Here is a 15531-nt window from a genome sequence, read left to right as displayed (position 1 = left end):
ACGTGTCCACGTCCCAGCGGTTCCGCCTGCCCTCCTGGTCCGCCCGCCCCCGCCTGCGACGCCACGTCGTGGTGACGCTGGGTGTCTCGCTCGCCGTGGGGCTCCTGCCGCAGTACGCCCCGCAGGCGAGGGCCGACGACGACGGCCGCACCCGCCCAGGCGTGCAGAAGGATCTCGGCGCGCCCGTGCCGGGCACCGAGTTGAAGGCCGGCAAGAGCCGTCCCAACCCGGCGGAGAAGGCGCGGGCGAAGGGACCGGCCGAGGTCACGTGGCCCAGGGCGGCGAGCGACACCGTGCCGCTCGGCGGCGCCTCCACGCGGACGGTCAAGGCGAAGGGCCTGCCCGTCGAAGTAGGCCCGCCCCGAAAACGTGCCCGCCACAGACCCGCGGCCCCTGAGGCGGTGAAGGTCGTCATCGCCGGACGGGACAAGGCCCGGGCGGCAGGCGTCGACGGAGTCCTGCTCACGCTCGCCGACGCGGGCAAGGGTGCGGGGGCGGACGGCGCCCGGGAGCGGACGGAGAAGGCGGCAGAGACCGGTACGGCACGCCTCACCCTCGACTACTCCGAGTTCGCCGACGCGTACGGCGCGGGCTACGGCTCCCGCCTCCGCCTCGTGGAGCTCCCGGGGTGCGCTGTCAGCACCCCGGACAAGAAGGGCTGCACGACCCCGCGTGAGCTGCCCGCGACCAACGACGCCGACGCCCGGACGCTCAGCGCCGACGTCCAGGTGGAGGCTCGTGGCGAGCGGTCCTCGGGCCCCGCCACCGTGCTCGCCGCGACCGCCGGCTCCTCCGGTGACCAGGGCAGCTTCGGTGCCACCCCCCTGGCGCCGTCCGCCGAGTGGAGCGTCTCCAACTCCTCGGGCGCGTTCAACTGGTCGTACCCCCTGCGCACGCCGCCCGCTCCGGGCGGACTCGTGCCCTCGGTCGGCCTCTCCTACGACTCCCAGTCCGTGGACGGCCAGACCGCCGCGACCAACAACCAGGGCTCCTGGATCGGGCAGGGCTTCGGCTACGAACCCGGCTTCATCGAGCGGCGCTACAAGCCGTGCGCCGACGACGGCCACGCCAAGACCAACGGCGACCAGTGCTGGGCGTACGACAACGCCACCATGCAGCTGGCCGGCGGCAGCTCCGGTGAGCTCATCAAAGACGACAAGACCGATACGTGGCGGATCAGCGGCGACGACAACAGCAAGGTCGAGAAGCTGGCCGGTGCGAGCAACGGCGACGACAACGGCGAGCACTGGCGCGTCACCACGACCGACGGCACCGAGTACTACTTCGGCCTGGACAACCTGCCCGGCTACGCCTCCGGCAAGGAGCAGACCGGCTCCGCCTGGACCGTTCCCGTCTACGGCGACGACTCGGGTGAACCCTGCTACAGCGCGACGTTCGCCGACGCCCACTGCAAGCAGGCCTGGCGGTGGAACCTCGACTACGTCGTGGACCCGCACGGCAACGCCATGTCGTACTACTACGGCAAGGAGACCAACTACTACACCCAGGGCCTGAAGACCGACGAGAACGGCAAGGCGTACACCCGCGGCGGCTACCTCAAGCGGATCGACTACGGCCAGCAGGACGGCAAGGTCTACAGCACCCCGGCCGCCGCCCGCATGGTCTTCGACACCGATGAGCGGTGCCAGGGCGCGGCGGCGGACTGTGAGACCGGTGACCTGACGGACACGACCGCGGGCCGCTGGCCCGACGTCCCGTGGGACCTCAACTGCAAGTCCGGCACCAAGTGCAAGGGGCAGAACAGCCCCACCTTCTGGACCCGCAAGAAGCTGAGCAAGATCACGACGCAGATCCGCTACGGCGAAGGCTACGCGGACGTCGACTCCTGGTCCCTCGGCCACCTCTTCACGGACAACGGGGACAGCTCGAAGTCGCTCTGGCTCAACACCATCAAGCAGACGGGCCACGCCGGGTCCGGCACGGTGACCACGCCGGCGGTGGAGCTTCTCGGTACCCAGCTGCCCAACAGGGTGGACAAGCCCGGGGACGACATCCAGGCGATGAACCGCTTCCGCCTCGCCGGTGTGGACAACGGCACGGGCGGCCGGATGGACGTCCTCTACCGCGACGCGGAGTGCAAGGCGAGCGATCTGCCGTCGGCGGATTCGCCCAAGACGGCCTGCTATCCGGTCAAGTGGAATCCTCCGGGCGTCGAGAAACCCATCACCGACTGGTTCCACAAGTACGTGGTCGACCGTGTGGTCGAGGACGACGTGACGGCGGACGCGCCCAACAGCGTCAGCGACTACGACTATCTGGGCGACGCGGGCTGGAAGAAGGCCAAGGCCGACGGGATCACCAAGGACGAGTACCGCACGCACAGCGACTGGCGCGGCTACGGCAAGGTCCGTGTGACCAAGTCCGCCGGCACCGTGAGCGCCGCCGATCAGCGGACGGAGCACGTCTTCCTGCGCGGTCTCGGCGGGGAGGTCGAGGACTCGACCGGTAAGAAGCACGCCGACGACGAGGAGCTCTCCGGCCACGAACTGGAGACGATCACCTACGACGGCGCCTACACCGCCGACAAGATCGTGTCGAAGAGCGTCAGCACCGCGTGGTCGCACGTCACGGCGGAGCGCGTGAAGGACTGGGGCACGCGCAAGGCGTACTACGTACGTCCCGAGACCACCCGGACGTACACGGCCCTGGACGGCGGCACATGGCAGGAGACCGCCGCCACCAGCCGCTACGACGCCGAGACCGGCCGAGCCGTCGAGACGGATGACTACGGCAAGGTCGGGGACGGCTCCGACAACCAGTGCACGCGCACCGAGTTCGCGGACAACAAGACCAAGCACATGTACGAGCTGGTCTCCCGGTCCGAGAAGGTCGCCGTCACCTGTGAGACGAAGCCGGACCGCAAGACCCAGGTCATCTCCGACGAACTGACGTTCTACGACGCCAAGGGCCTCGGTGAGGCGCCGGTCAAGGGCGACGTGACCAAGGTGCAGCGCCTGTCGAAGCACGACGGCACCGACGCCACGTACCAGACGGTCACGGAGTCCGCGGTGACGGACTTCGACCGGTTCGGCCGTCCGCTGAAGGTCAAGGACGCCAAGGGCACCGAGACGAAGTTCACGTACGTCGAGACGGACGGACTGACCACCAAGCAGACGGAGACCAACCCGCTGGGCTGGGAGGTCTCCACCGAGTACGTGCGTTCGTGGGGCAGTCCGGCCGCGCAGATCGACATGAACGGCAAGCGCAGCGAGACGGCCCGCGACGCGCTCGGCCGCGTCACCTCCGTCTGGCTGGCCGACCGCTCGAAGACGGGGCCCGCGTCGATCAAGTACACCTACCTGGTCCGCAAGAGCGCACCGACCGTGGTCAAGACGGAGAAGAGCGCGAAGCACGGCGCCTACGGCGTCGAGTACACGCTCTACGACGGTCTGCTGAGGCCCCGCCAGCAGCAGTCCGAAGGCCCGAACGGCGGCCGCGTCCTCGCCGACACCCACTACGACGGTCTCGGCAACGTCGTGGAGACGACCTCGGACTACTACAGCGCCAAGCCTCCCACCGACGAGATCTTCAAGCCGACCGGCGAAGTGGACGGCCAGACCGTCACGCGGTACGACGGCGCGGGACGCAAGACGGCCGAGATCCAGCAAGTGGCCGACGAGGAGAAGTGGCGCACGACGTACTCGTACGGGGGCGACCGCGTCCACGTCGACCCGCCGGCCGGCACGGCGCCCACGACTACGATCACCGACGGCCGTGGCAGGACGACGGAGATCCGCCGTTACAAGGGCGACAAGCCCCTGCCGAACGGTACGTCGACGGATTACGAGAGCACGTCGTACGGCTACACCCCGGCGGGGCAGCTCAAGACCGTCGAGGACGCGGCGGGCAACACCTGGTCGTACGGCTACGACCAGCGCGGACGCAAGACCTCCGCCAGCGACCCCGACACGGGCAAGTCGACGTACGCGTACGACACCTTGGACCGTCTCGTCTCCACGACGGACATGCGGGACAAGACGGTGGCCACGAAGTACGACGTCCTCGGCAGGCCGACGTCCACCTGGGAGGGCGAGCCGGACAAGGGCACGCAGCTCACCGCGACCACCTACGACCAGGTCGCCAAGGGCCAGCCGTACGGCACCTACCGGTACGACAACGGCAAGGTGCAGACGGCGACGATCAACGTCCACCTCGACGACTTCTACCAGCCGGAACTCACCAGGGTCGTGCTGGGCGGTGACGTTGCCGAGGAGCTCAAGGGCACCTACGAGTACAGCACCGAGTACAACGCGGACGGCACCGTCCAGTCCCAGCAGCTCCCGGCGGCCGGGGGCCTCGGCCCCGAGACCCTCACGTACACCTACGACGAGTTGCAGCGCCCGACCCAGCTCCTGTCGAACCTGGACGGCAAGCAGCAGGGCGCGTACGTCGGACAGGCGTCCTATGCCTCCACCTCCCAGCTCCAGCAGCTGGAGCTGGGCACGATCGGCGGTTCCGACGGCAAGAAGACCTGGCTCACCTACGAGCGCGAGCGCGGCACCGACCGCCTGACCAACTCCACGGTGGACGTCTCGGGCGTCGACGCGGTGACGTACGACGCCGACTACACCTACGACGCGTCCGGCAACGTCACGTCGGTCGCCGACACCCCGACGGGCGGCCAGGACGACGTCCAGTGCTTCCGCTACGACTGGCAGCGCCGGCTGACGTCCGCCTGGGCGACGGCCAACGCCTCCGACGAGGCCGCGGGCACCGGCAAGCAGAACAAGGCGTGCGCGAGCGGCCCCAGCGCGCCCACGCTCGGTGGGCCTGGGGCCTACTGGCAGGACTTCGACTACGACGCGTCCGGCAACCGCAGCAAGCAGGTCCTGCACGGGGTGGGCGGCAAGCCCGACGTGACCCGGACGTCCACGTACGGCAAGGACGCCGAGGGCAACGGCGGTCCGCACACCCTCACCAAGGTCGTGACGGACACGCCGGCCAGCGGCAGCGGCCCGGCCGTCAAGTCCCAGGACACCTTCGCCTACGACGCGGCGGGCAACACCCGCCGGCGCGTGCAGAACGGCACGACCCAGGACCTGACCTGGAACGCCGAAGGCAGACTGACGAAGTCGTCGAAGCCGGACACGGAGGCCACGTCCTTCCTGTACGGCACGGCGGGCGAACGCCTTCTCCGCAAGGAACCCGGCAAGCAGACGCTGTACCTGCCGGGCATGGAACTCGCCCTCAACACCGACTCGCGCACGGTGGAGGCGACCCGCTACTACAGCTTCGCCGGCCAGACGGTGGCGATGCGCACCCCGAAGGGCGTGCAGTTCCTGGCGGGGGACCACCACGGGACGTCACTGGCCGCGGTGGACGCGCAGTCGGGCGCCGTCACCCGGCGCCGGATGGACCCGTTCGGCAACGAACGCGGCACAGCGGTGACCGAGCCCTGGGTGGACGACAAGGGCTTCCTCGGCAAGCCGGTCGACGCGTCGACGGGCCTGACCCACATCGGGGCGAGGGAGTACGAACCGGAGAACGGCCGCTTCATCTCCGCCGACCCGCTCATCGACTTCACGGACCCGCAGCAGATCAACGGGTACGCGTACGCCAACAACAGCCCGGTGACGCTGTCCGACCCGACGGGTGAGAAGCCGGACGACTGCATGCTCATGGGCGTGCAGTGCCGGATGAAGAGCAACGGTGGCTGGGAAACCAAGCCCACCAAGACCTATTACAAGTACTACCAACTGGACAAAACCCCGGCCCAGCGGAAGGCCATAACCGCGCGCTCCAGAGCGGACGTCGAGAAGAGCTTCGCGGTCTCGGCCGCCAAGGAACTCGGCCAGATCCTCGCGGACGAACTGGGCATCACGGACGCCCTGGACTGCTTCAGCACCGGCAGCCTCGGCGCTTGCGGCGCCACGATCCTGAATGTCGTCACGAGCGCGATCGGCGCGAAGATCGGCCAGTTGGCCAAGAAGTACCTGTGGAACTGGAAGAAGGGCGTCGCCCTCGCCAAACGGGTCTGGGGACTGCTCGGCAAACTCAAGACCAGCTTCGGCAAGTGGCGCAGTTTGGACAAGAAGGCGGACCGGCTGGAGGACGCGGCGCGCAAGAGCTGCGACGACAGCAACAGCTTCACACCCGGCACAAAAGTCTTGATGGCTGACGGGACCACGAAGTCGATCAGAGATGTCGATGTCGGCGACAAGGTCCTGGCCACCGACCCGAAGACCGGCAAGACGAAGGTCCGCACGGTCACGGCGGAGATCAAGGGCAAGGGCGCCAAGCGCCTGGTCGAGGTCACGATCGACGTCGACGGCAAGAAGGGCCCCAAGAAGGCCGCCGTCACGGCGACGGACGGACACCCCTTCTGGGTCCCGGAGTTGCGCGACTGGATCGACGCGACGGACCTGCGGCCGGGCCAGTGGCTGCGGACGAGTTCGGGCACGTACGTCCAGATCGCGTCGGTGGAGCGCTGGACCCAGTCGGCGACGGTGCACAATCTGACGGTTGCGGATCTGCATACGTACTATGTGGTGGCAGCGGCCGCGCCGGTACTCGTACACAACTGCAACCTCGGAGACTATGCCGACAGTGTTCGCAACGAACCTGGAGTGAAATTTGCCTCTGAGTACACATCTCCCTCAGGTGCGAAGTACTACGGTCGAAATAAGCATGGCCAGCAGGCAGAAGGGCCGTTGGCGGATGCACTCGAGCGGACAGGTCACCATGGAGGGTGCGCGGAGGTGGACTGTCTGATTCAGGCGCAGGCGGCGGAGGGGCCTGAGGCCATCAGGGGCGGAACCATGCGAACGGTGAGGACACGGAACAATTCCATGCCGACATCGAATACAGATGGGCATGGTGAACCGGCTCACCCGTGCGGCCGTTGTAGCCGACTGCTGGAGGATCGGGAAATCAACTGATGTCCATGATTCGTTTCGACTCGCTCAGCGAGGACCTGCTTGGGGCACTTGTTGCGTCCGGGTGGAGCGCAGACAGGAAGGTTGACGCCGGTCAATGGGTGAAGCCCTTGGTAGGCGAAGGGTACCGGGCCCATCCGTTGGCAGAAGAAATCCTCGCGGCGGTAGGAGGGCTTTCGATCGAGCCGGTCAATCGACTTGGCCCAAACTTCAATAATGACGAGCCTTACAATATCGATCCCTTCGCCGCTGGATCAGGGCAGCGTAATTTGGCGGCAGAGGTGGAGGCTGTTCTCGGTGGGGAATATTTCCCTATCGGTGAATGGCTCAGTTATTCAAGCGTATTCGTCGAAGCCGGAGGGAGGGTGGTCGCTGCGGGTATGGGTTGGATTTGGGAGCTTGGTCCCACCTTTGCGGACTCTCTGGAGCTGGCAGTCTGTGCGAATCGCCCTCTGGTCTGTCTGCACTCCGACCCGGGACTCAACCCTTGGCCGAGCCCTGATTCCCTTTAGCAGTAGTGTTTGCCAAAAGAGATGATGCTGCAAGAAAGGCTGATGGCCTGGTGGGTAGAAGCATTGATGGCGTGCGTCGCCGTTCGCAGTACGTAGGTGTCCTCGTGGCGCCGCTGCTGCTGGGCGCCGTGGCATGCGGCGCCGGTTCCGGTGACGGTGAGGAGCGGGCCGGGGACGCGAAGGGGAGCGGTGCCCCGCAGCGTGAGAAGGGTCGGGGAGAGGATCGGGCTGCCCCGCTGAAAGCCATGGAGCTCACCGGCGACGACATCGGGCCGCGGCGCAAGATACGGGCCCTGAACAATGGGTTGGCCGCCGCGTACGGGAAGAGTGAGACCAGCGCCGATCCGGTTCGGTGTCGGCCGGTGGATCAGATGCTGTCGTACAGCTCCAGCCCCAAGCCGAAGGCCTTCCACCCGTACTCGGTCATCGAGAAGGGCTCCACGTACGACGAACCGAAGGGCAAGGAGCTCGTCATCGGCATCGCCGCGCACGACGAAGCCGGTGCCAAGAAGGTGCTGGCCGGACTGCGGACCGCGGTGGCCAAGTGCGGCAAGGGATTCGAGAGCGTCGAGGGTACGTACAACGAGGTCCGGCGCCGGCCCGACGGTGGCCTCGGCGACGAGGCCGTCTCGTACGTGGTGTACGGCGGCATACACGGCGAGGACGCGAGCGCCCGGTTCACCGTGGTCCGCAGCGGCTCGACCGTCGTCACCTTCAGGGCCGAGAACCAGGAGGCCCCCTGGGAGGCCACGGACCCCGACAATGCCTTGGTCAAGGCCCAGTTGGCGAAGGTGGCGAGGGTAGCGAAGGTGGCGAAGGCGGAAGCCAAGGCCTGAGCGCACCCGGCATGCCCGCGCGCATGCCCGCCGCGCTCAGCGTCCCGCCCGCCGCGCCTTCCCCAACCAGAAGATCGCCGTGATCGGCAGGATGACCGGGATGAACAGATACCCCATCCCGAAGTCCGACCACACCGTCGCGTCGGGGAAGGCGGACGGCTCCGCCAGCGTCCAGGCGCCCACGGCCAGCACGCCCACCAGCTCCGCGGCGCAGCACACCAGCGCCGCCTTGCGGGCCGTGTCCCCGCCGCGGACCAGCGAGTACGTGATGAAGCCGTAGACGAGGCCCGCGAGTGCCGACAGGGAGTACGCGAGCGGGGCCTTGTGGAAGTCCGTCGAGATCTGTACCGCCGAGCGCGACACCGCGCCGACGACCATCACGCCGTACAGCCACAGCAGCAGGATGCCCGGGCCGGTGATCAGCTTCTGGCGGGGGCCGCCGCCCGCGCTCTTCTCGGTCTCCGTCATCTCAACCACCCCAGATGTCGTAGAGCCGCACTTCGAGCACGGCGAGGACCACGCCGCCCGCGGCGACCGTCAAGGAGCCCCAGCGGGTGCGCTCGGCGAGCGACATGAAGCCCGCCGCCGGGACGCACGCGAAGGAGCCGAGCAGATACGCCACGAAGATGGTCGTGCCCTGTTCAGGGTCCTCGCCGCGCGCGAGCTGGACGATGCCGACGATCAGCTGGACCAGGGCGAGGAGGGTCACCACGCCCATGCCGATGAAGTGCCAGTCCTTGGTCGGCTGGTCGCGGTAGGCGGCGAAACCGCACCAGGCGGCGAGGGCGAGCGCGGCCACGGCGGTCGCGATCGTCAGGGCAACAAGCATGCCCGTGACTTTATTACGGGCCCTTTGACCCGATGCGCCTGCCCCTTGGTCGGACCCCTCCATGGAGTCGGTGGAGTTCCCCCGGGTCGAACCGCACGGCCGCCCCGCCGCCGAGACGGCCGCCGACCCGGCGCGCCGCGTCGTCTTCGAGGACGCGCCGGCGGGTCTCCAGGCCGGACGGGCCGCGGGCATGACGACCGTGGCGTTGGCCACAACCCACGACGCCTCCCAGCTGGTGGCGGACGTGCTCGTCAAGGACCTCTCCGCCGTGTCCGCGCAGGCCACGGCGGGCGCTGTGGAGATCACCGTCGCCGGCTGAGCGCCGCGTCCATGGCGCCCGGCCCCGTCCCACCGCTGTCCGCTATACGGACAGCGGTGGCGGACGGCGACCTCACGCGTGTTTTACTTGGGCCCATGACCACGACGAGCAGCCGCACCCTTGCGACCGAGGCGACGATGACGCCCGGTGCTCGTTGTATGTGTCGAATGTGCGCCTTCTGAGGGCCCCCGCACCACTGAAGAGCCTCGCGCCCCGAAGCGAAGCCGCTGTGCCGCGCCCCTGCACGACGTACGCGACGAAAGCCGTACTGACGCAGGAAGCGAGCCCGCCCCGCGCACACGTCCTCCGGTTCCTTTCGCCACCGCGAGAACCGTGCCGCGTTCCGAACGAATGCCCCGTGCCCGGCCACACCCGCGCCGCGCACTCGACAGTGACGGAATCCCCTGTGATCACCACTTCCGGCCTCACCAAGGTCTACCGCTCACGCGGTCGTGAAGTAACCGCCCTCGACGGAGTCGACCTGCACGTCCGCGAGGGCGAGGTGTACGGCGTCATCGGCCAGTCCGGCGCCGGCAAGTCCTCCCTGATCCGCTGCGTCAACCTCCTGGAGCGCCCCACCTCCGGCACCGTGAGCGTCGCCGGACAGGACCTCACCGCCCTGGCCGGACGCGGCCCCCGCGCGGGCAAGGAATTGCGCCGGGCGCGCAACCGCATCGGCATGGTCTTCCAGCACTTCAACCTGCTCTCCTCGCGCACCGTGCAGGACAACGTCGAACTGCCGCTCGAAATCCTCGGCCTCTCCGGCCAGGAGCGCTCCCGCAAGGCACTCGACCTGCTCGACCTGGTCGGCCTCGCCGACAAGGCCCGGTCCTACCCCGCGCAGCTCTCCGGCGGCCAGAAGCAGCGCGTCGGCATCGCCCGCGCCCTCGCCGGTGACCCGAAGGTGCTGCTCTCCGACGAGGCGACCAGCGCGCTGGACCCGGAGACCACCCGCTCCATCCTCCAGCTCCTGCGCGACCTCAACCGGCAGCTCGGCCTGACCGTCCTGCTCATCACGCACGAGATGGACGTCGTCAAGAGCGTCTGCGACTCCGCCGCCCTCATGGAGCGCGGCCGGATCGTCGAGTCCGGCACCGTCAGCGAACTCCTCGCGACGCCCGGCTCCGAGCTCGCCGCCGCGCTCTTCCCCGTCAGCGGCGACGCCACGGGCGAGGACCGCACCGTCGTCGACGTGACCTTCCACGGCGAGGCCGCGACCCAGCCGGTCATCTCCCAGCTGTCGCGCACGTACAACATCGACATCTCGATCCTGGGCGCCGCGATGGACACCGTCGCGGGCAGGCAGGTCGGCCGCATGCGCATCGAACTGCCCGGCCGCTTCGAGGAGAACGTCGTCCCGATCGGGTTCCTGCGCGAGCAGGGCCTCCAGGTGGAGATCGCGGGCCAGGACCCCGTGATCACGCCGAAGAACGCCACGCCGCTGGTCAAGGAAGGTGCCAAGTGACCTGGTCGGAGATGCAGCCCCTGCTGGAGCAGGCCTGTTGGGACACCCTCTACATGGTGGGCTGGTCGACGCTGATAGCCGTCGTCGCCGGACTGCCGCTCGGCATCCTGCTCGTCCTCACCGAGCGCGGCGGACTCCTGCAGAACTCCGTGCTCAACAAGGTCATCGGGCAGATCGTGAACATCGCCCGCTCGATGCCCTTCATCATCCTTATGGTCGCCCTGATGGGCTTCACGCGCTGGATCACCGGCACCACGATCGGCCGTGAGGCCGCCCTCGTGCCGCTCGCCGTCGGCGCCATCCCGTTCTTCGCCCGCCTGGTGGAGACCTCGATCCGCGAGGTCGACGGCGGGCTCGTCGAGGCCGTGCAGTCGATGGGCGGCTCCACCTGGACCGTCGTACGCAAGGTCCTCGTCCCGGAGTCGCTGCCCTCGCTGATCTCCGGCGCCACCACCACGATCGTCGCGCTCATCGGCTACTCCGCGATGGCCGGCACGGTCGGCGGCGGCGGCCTCGGCGACCTCGCGCTGCGCTACGGCTACCAGCGCTTCGAGACGGAGCTGATGTGGATCACCGTGGCGATCCTCGCCGTGGTCATCTCGATCATCCAGTTCGCGGGCGACTACGCGGCCCGCAGGCTGCACAAGCGCGGCGGCGGCTCTGGTCCGCTGCTGCTGTTCCGGCCGCTGCGCGGGGCGCTGCCCGCGCCCGTCGCCGCCGAGTCGACCACCAAGACCGGCTGACCGGCCCGCCCGGCCCACCCGGGCCGCACCGCAGACTTCCCCGCAGAGCACCGCGGGGCCGCACCACCCATGGAGAAAGGCACTTTTCGTGCGTAACACCGCCAAGATCACCACCGCTGTCCTCGCCGCCGGAGCCCTCACCCTCGGGCTCTCCGCCTGCGGCTCCGAGAAGGGCTCCGCGGGAGACAAGGACGGCGCGCTCGTCGTCGCCGCCACCCCGACGCCGCAGGGCCAGATCCTGGACTACGTCCAGAAGAACCTCGCCAAGAAGGCCGGCCTGGACCTCGAAGTCCGCGAGTTCACCGACTACGTCACGCCGAACACCGCCGTCCAGCAGGGCGAGGTCTTCGCGAACTACTTCCAGCACAAGCCGTACCTCGACGACTTCAACAAGAAGAACGGCACGGACATCGTGCCCGTCCCGAACGGCACCGTGCACCTGGAGCCCCTCGGCGTCTACTCCAAGGGCGTCAAGAAGCTCGGCGACCTGAAGGACGGCGCCACCGTCGCCGTCCCGAACGACACCACGAACGAGGCGCGCGCCCTCAGGCTCCTCGCGGACAACGGCGTCATCGAGCTCAAGAAGGGCGTCGGCTACGACGCCACCCCCAAGGACGTCGCCAAGAATCCGAAGAACCTCAAGTTCAAGGAGCTGGAGGCCGCGCAGCTGCCCCGCTCCCTCAGCGACGTCGACGCCGCGGTGATCAACGGCAACTACGCCCTTGAGGCCAAGCTCAGCCCCGCCAAGGACGCCCTCGTCGCCGAGAAGGCCAAGGGCAACCCCTACGGCAACTTCCTCGCCGTCAAGAAGGGCGACGAGAAGGACCCGCGCGTGAAGAAGCTCGCCAAGCTCCTCACCTCGCCCGAGGTCAAGAAGTTCATCGACGACGAGTACGACGGTGCCGTCGTCGCGGCGTTCTGATCATGCGTACGTCCGTCATCGCAGCCTGCGCGGGCGCCCTCGCCCTCACGCTGGGGCTCACCGCGTGCGGTGCCGGCTCGGACAAGGGCTCCGACGGCGACGAGCTCGTCGTCGGGGCCACCCCGACCCCGGCCGGCGAAGTCCTCACGTACATCAAGGAGAACCTCGCGAAGAAGGCGGGACTGGACCTGCGGATCACGGAGTTCACGGACTACGTCACGCCGAACACCGCGCTCCAAGTAGGCTCCCTCGACGCCAACCTGTACCAGCACACCCCGTACCTCAAGGACTTCAACGCGTCCAAGAAGACGGAGCTGGTGCCGGTCACCGAGGTGTACCTGCCGCCGATGGGCGTATACGCGAAGAACGACGAGAAGCTGAAGGACATCGGGAAGCTGCGGACGGGTGCGACCGTCGCCGTCCCCAACGACACGACCAACGAGGGCCGGGCGCTCCAACTCCTCGCCTCCAGGGGTGTCATCGGGCTCAAGAAGGGCGCCGGCTCCACCGCGACGCCCGGGGACATCACGTCCAACCCGAAGAAGCTGACCATCAAGCCGCTCGACCCGGCGCAGCTGCCGCGCTCGCTGGAGGACCTCGACGCGGCCGTCATCAACAACAACTACGCGCTCGACGCCGGGCTCAGCCCCAAGAAGGACGCCATCCTTCTGGAGTCGCCGAAGAGCAACCCGTACAACAACGTGCTCGCCGTCAAGAAGGGCGACGAGGACGACCCGCGGGTGAGGAAGCTGGCGAAGCTGCTCACCTCGCCCGAGGTGAAGCGGTTCATCGAGGACAAGTACAAGGGCTCCGTCCTGCCCGTCCAAGGGAACTGACGCACAGTCCGTTTCCGCCCGCGCACCGGGGTCCTCTCCTGCTGAAGGAGCGGACCCCGTGGTGCGTCCACGCGCCGACATGCTGCATGCTGGGCACTTCAGCAGGCCCGAGGGTTCCAGGTTACGGAGCAGCGCATGACAACCACCTTCCCGGACATCTCCATCAGCACGGAGCGGTTGGTGCTGCGCCCGTTCGAGGACGCCGACGTCCCCGCGTACGCGGAGATGATGAACGACGAGATGGTCACCGCCTGGACCTCCGTACCCCAGCCCTACACCGAGGCCGACGCCCGCGACTGGATCACCCGGATCGCCCCGGCCGAGCGCACCGAGGGCCGCGGGATCGCCCTCGCCGTCACGGAGTTCCTCACCCAGCGCCTGGTCGGCGTCGTCCACCTGCGCAACACCGACTGGCGGGTGCGCGCCAGCGAACTCAGCTACGTCGTCGCCCCCTGGGCCCGCGGCGAGGGCTACGCCTCGGAGGCGTCGCTCGCCACCGCCCAGTGGCTCTTCAACGACCAGGCGTTCGAGCGCATCGAGCTGCGCACCGCCGCCGACAACACCGCCGCCCAGCAGGTCGCCCAGAAGATCGGCTGCATCAGCGAGGGCGTCCTGCGCGGCGCCTGGATAGCACGTACGAGAAACGGCGGCGACCCGTTCGGCGGCTGGCTGGAGGTGCGCACCGACCTCATCGTGTGGAGCCTCCTCCCCGAAGACCTCGAAGGCGTGTCCGAAAGCTTCGCCGAGAGCGGCTTCTCCGCCTTCTCCGACTGGAACTGAGCCGGAGCCGCCGGGCCCGGCACGGCCCCGGCACCCCCCGACTTCCACCAGGTACGCTCGCCCCTGGCCGCGTGCGCGGTCGCTCACCGCAGCCACCGGCCCAGCACTGACGACCCGCGAGAACCCAGGAGACAGACGACGATGGCCGACCGGGTCACGGTGATCGGCTGGGACGGTACGCCGCTGACCGACGCGGCACGCTCCGCGCTCCGCGCCGCCACGCTCGTGGCGGGCGCCGCCCACCACCTGGCGCTGGACGAGCTGCCCGCCCGCGCCGAACGGATCCGCCTCGGCAGCGTCGGCCTCGCCGCCCGCCGCATCGCCGCCCACCGCGGCACCGCCGTCGTCCTCGCCGACGGCGACCCGGGCTTCTTCGGTGTCGTACGCACTCTGCGCGCCCCCGAATTCGGCCTGGAGGTCGAAGTGGTGCCCGCCGTCTCCTCGGTCGCCCAGGCGTTCGCCCGCGCGGGCATGCCGTGGGACGACGCCGAGGTGGTGGTCGCCCACCGCCGCAGCCTGCGCCGCGCCGTGAACGTCTGCCGCGCCCACACCAAGGTCGCCGTCCTCACCTCGCCCGGCGCGGGACCCGCCGAGCTGAGCCTGCTGCTCCAGGGCGTCCACCGCACCTTCGTCATCTGCGAGGAACTCGGCACCGAGCGCGAGCGGGTCTCCGTGGTCACCTCCGACAAGGCCGCCGACCACACGTGGCGCGACCCGAACGTCGTCATCGTCATCGGCGGCACCGCCGCCTCCTCCGACACCGGCTGGATCGCCGGGCGCGAGCCGTCCGTCGCGCCGCGCGGCTGGGCGCTGCCCGCCGCGGAGTACGGCGGCGACGTCTGGCTCGGCGAGGGCGAGAGCGACCGGCTGCGGGCGGCGCAACTCTCCCGTCTCGGGCCGCGCGTGGGCGACCTCGTCTGGGACATCGGCTGCGGCAGCGGGGCCTTCACCGCGGAGGCGGCCCGCTTCGGCGCCGCCGTGATCGCCGTCGACCACGACGCCGACGCCCTCGGCCGTACGACCGCCGCCGTGCGCCGCTTCGGAGTCCAGGCACAGACCGTGCACGGCGTCGCCCCGCACGTCCTGGAAGACCTTCCCGAACCCGATGTCGTACGCGTGGGGGGCGGGGGAGCGGCGGTCGTCTCCGCGGTCGCCGACCGCCGCCCGGAGCGCATCGTGACGCACGCCGCGACACGCGACGCGGCCGAACTCATCGGCAGGGGTCTGTCCGAGCACGGATACGCCGTCGAATGCGCCCTCCTGCAGTCCGTGGAGCTCGACACCCGCGCCTGGCGGGAGGAGAAGCGGACCGTGGCATTCCTGCTCTCCGGGCGGTTGCCGGTCCGTTCCCCCTGACCCTGTCGCGGCACGGCGCGGGGTAGGCTGGCCGATC

11 protein-coding genes and 1 pseudogene are annotated in these 15531 nt (G+C 69.0%); 10 read left to right on the top strand and 2 right to left on the bottom strand.

Features of this window, described 5'->3' with window-relative positions; translation table 11 throughout:
- Nucleotides 1–2 precede the first annotated feature (2 nt).
- From ACWDVB_RS27730 to ACWDVB_RS27720, 3 genes are all read left to right on the top strand, one after another.
- Nucleotides 3–6899, top strand: a complete 6897-nt coding sequence (locus ACWDVB_RS27730) for a polymorphic toxin-type HINT domain-containing protein (protein WP_451517305.1) — start codon at nt 3–5, stop codon at nt 6897–6899.
- A 5-nt stretch (nt 6900–6904) separates the two neighbouring features.
- Complete coding sequence (locus tag ACWDVB_RS27725; protein ID WP_451517306.1) at nt 6905–7408, top strand: SUKH-3 domain-containing protein; 504 nt, start codon at nt 6905–6907, stop codon at nt 7406–7408.
- A 71-nt stretch (nt 7409–7479) separates the two neighbouring features.
- Nucleotides 7480–8244: a hypothetical protein gene (locus tag ACWDVB_RS27720; RefSeq protein WP_451517307.1), complete on the top strand. Its 765-nt coding sequence runs from the start codon at nt 7480–7482 to the stop codon at nt 8242–8244.
- A 36-nt stretch (nt 8245–8280) separates the two neighbouring features.
- Here the strand turns inward: ACWDVB_RS27720 and ACWDVB_RS27715 are convergent, their stop codons facing one another.
- Nucleotides 8281–8712, bottom strand: coding sequence for a hypothetical protein (locus ACWDVB_RS27715; RefSeq protein WP_451517308.1), 432 nt, complete (start codon nt 8710–8712; stop codon nt 8281–8283).
- A gap of 1 nt (nt 8713) precedes the next feature.
- Nucleotides 8714–9073, bottom strand: a complete 360-nt coding sequence (locus ACWDVB_RS27710) for a hypothetical protein (protein WP_451517309.1) — start codon at nt 9071–9073, stop codon at nt 8714–8716.
- A gap of 79 nt (nt 9074–9152) precedes the next feature.
- Here ACWDVB_RS27710 and ACWDVB_RS27705 point away from each other — a divergent pair.
- The 7 genes and pseudogenes from ACWDVB_RS27705 to cbiE form a co-directional block, all read left to right on the top strand.
- A pseudogene (locus ACWDVB_RS27705) lies at nt 9153–9392 on the top strand (HAD family hydrolase); the annotation flags it as partial.
- Between the two features lie 406 nt (nt 9393–9798).
- On the top strand, nt 9799–10857 hold the full coding sequence (locus ACWDVB_RS27700; protein WP_451517310.1) for a methionine ABC transporter ATP-binding protein: 1059 nt from the start codon (nt 9799–9801) through the stop codon (nt 10855–10857).
- Nucleotides 10854–11600 carry a methionine ABC transporter permease gene (locus tag ACWDVB_RS27695; RefSeq protein WP_451517311.1) on the top strand — a complete coding sequence of 249 codons (747 nt, stop codon included), beginning with the start codon at nt 10854–10856 and terminating at the stop codon, nt 11598–11600. The genes ACWDVB_RS27700 and ACWDVB_RS27695 overlap by 4 nt, the downstream gene beginning before the upstream one ends.
- Before the next feature lie 88 nt (nt 11601–11688).
- Nucleotides 11689–12522 (top strand): MetQ/NlpA family ABC transporter substrate-binding protein, encoded by an 834-nt coding sequence (locus tag ACWDVB_RS27690; RefSeq protein WP_451517312.1) that lies wholly within the window; start codon nt 11689–11691, stop codon nt 12520–12522.
- A 2-nt stretch (nt 12523–12524) separates the two neighbouring features.
- Complete coding sequence (locus tag ACWDVB_RS27685; protein WP_451517313.1) at nt 12525–13358, top strand: MetQ/NlpA family ABC transporter substrate-binding protein; 834 nt, start codon at nt 12525–12527, stop codon at nt 13356–13358.
- Nucleotides 13359–13493: 135 nt separating this feature from the next.
- A complete protein-coding gene (locus ACWDVB_RS27680; protein ID WP_451517314.1) occupies nt 13494–14138 on the top strand; it encodes a GNAT family N-acetyltransferase in 645 nt (214 codons plus the stop codon).
- A gap of 141 nt (nt 14139–14279) precedes the next feature.
- Entirely contained in the window at nt 14280–15494 is a 1215-nt protein-coding gene (cbiE, locus tag ACWDVB_RS27675) for a precorrin-6y C5,15-methyltransferase (decarboxylating) subunit CbiE (protein ID WP_451517315.1), read from the top strand.
- Nucleotides 15495–15531: the final 37 nt, after the last annotated feature.

It is taken from the genome of Streptomyces sp. NPDC003379 (assembly GCF_053589195.1).
The sequence above is the reverse complement of the archived record's forward strand: the minus strand, read 5'-3'. Positions and strand labels throughout refer to the sequence as shown.

What these genes read in the sequence shown, in the direction of transcription:
- ACWDVB_RS27725 (WP_451517306.1), top strand. Translation starts at nt 6,905, where the DNA reads ATGATTCGTTTCGACTCGCTCAGCGAGGACCTGCTTGGGGCACTTGTT.
- ACWDVB_RS27715 (WP_451517308.1), bottom strand. Translation starts at nt 8,712, where the DNA reads ATGACGGAGACCGAGAAGAGCGCGGGCGGCGGCCCCCGCCAGAAGCTG.
- ACWDVB_RS27710 (WP_451517309.1), bottom strand. Translation starts at nt 9,073, where the DNA reads ATGCTTGTTGCCCTGACGATCGCGACCGCCGTGGCCGCGCTCGCCCTC.
- ACWDVB_RS27685 (WP_451517313.1), top strand. Translation starts at nt 12,525, where the DNA reads ATGCGTACGTCCGTCATCGCAGCCTGCGCGGGCGCCCTCGCCCTCACG.
- ACWDVB_RS27680 (WP_451517314.1), top strand. Translation starts at nt 13,494, where the DNA reads ATGACAACCACCTTCCCGGACATCTCCATCAGCACGGAGCGGTTGGTG.
- cbiE (WP_451517315.1), top strand. Translation starts at nt 14,280, where the DNA reads ATGGCCGACCGGGTCACGGTGATCGGCTGGGACGGTACGCCGCTGACC.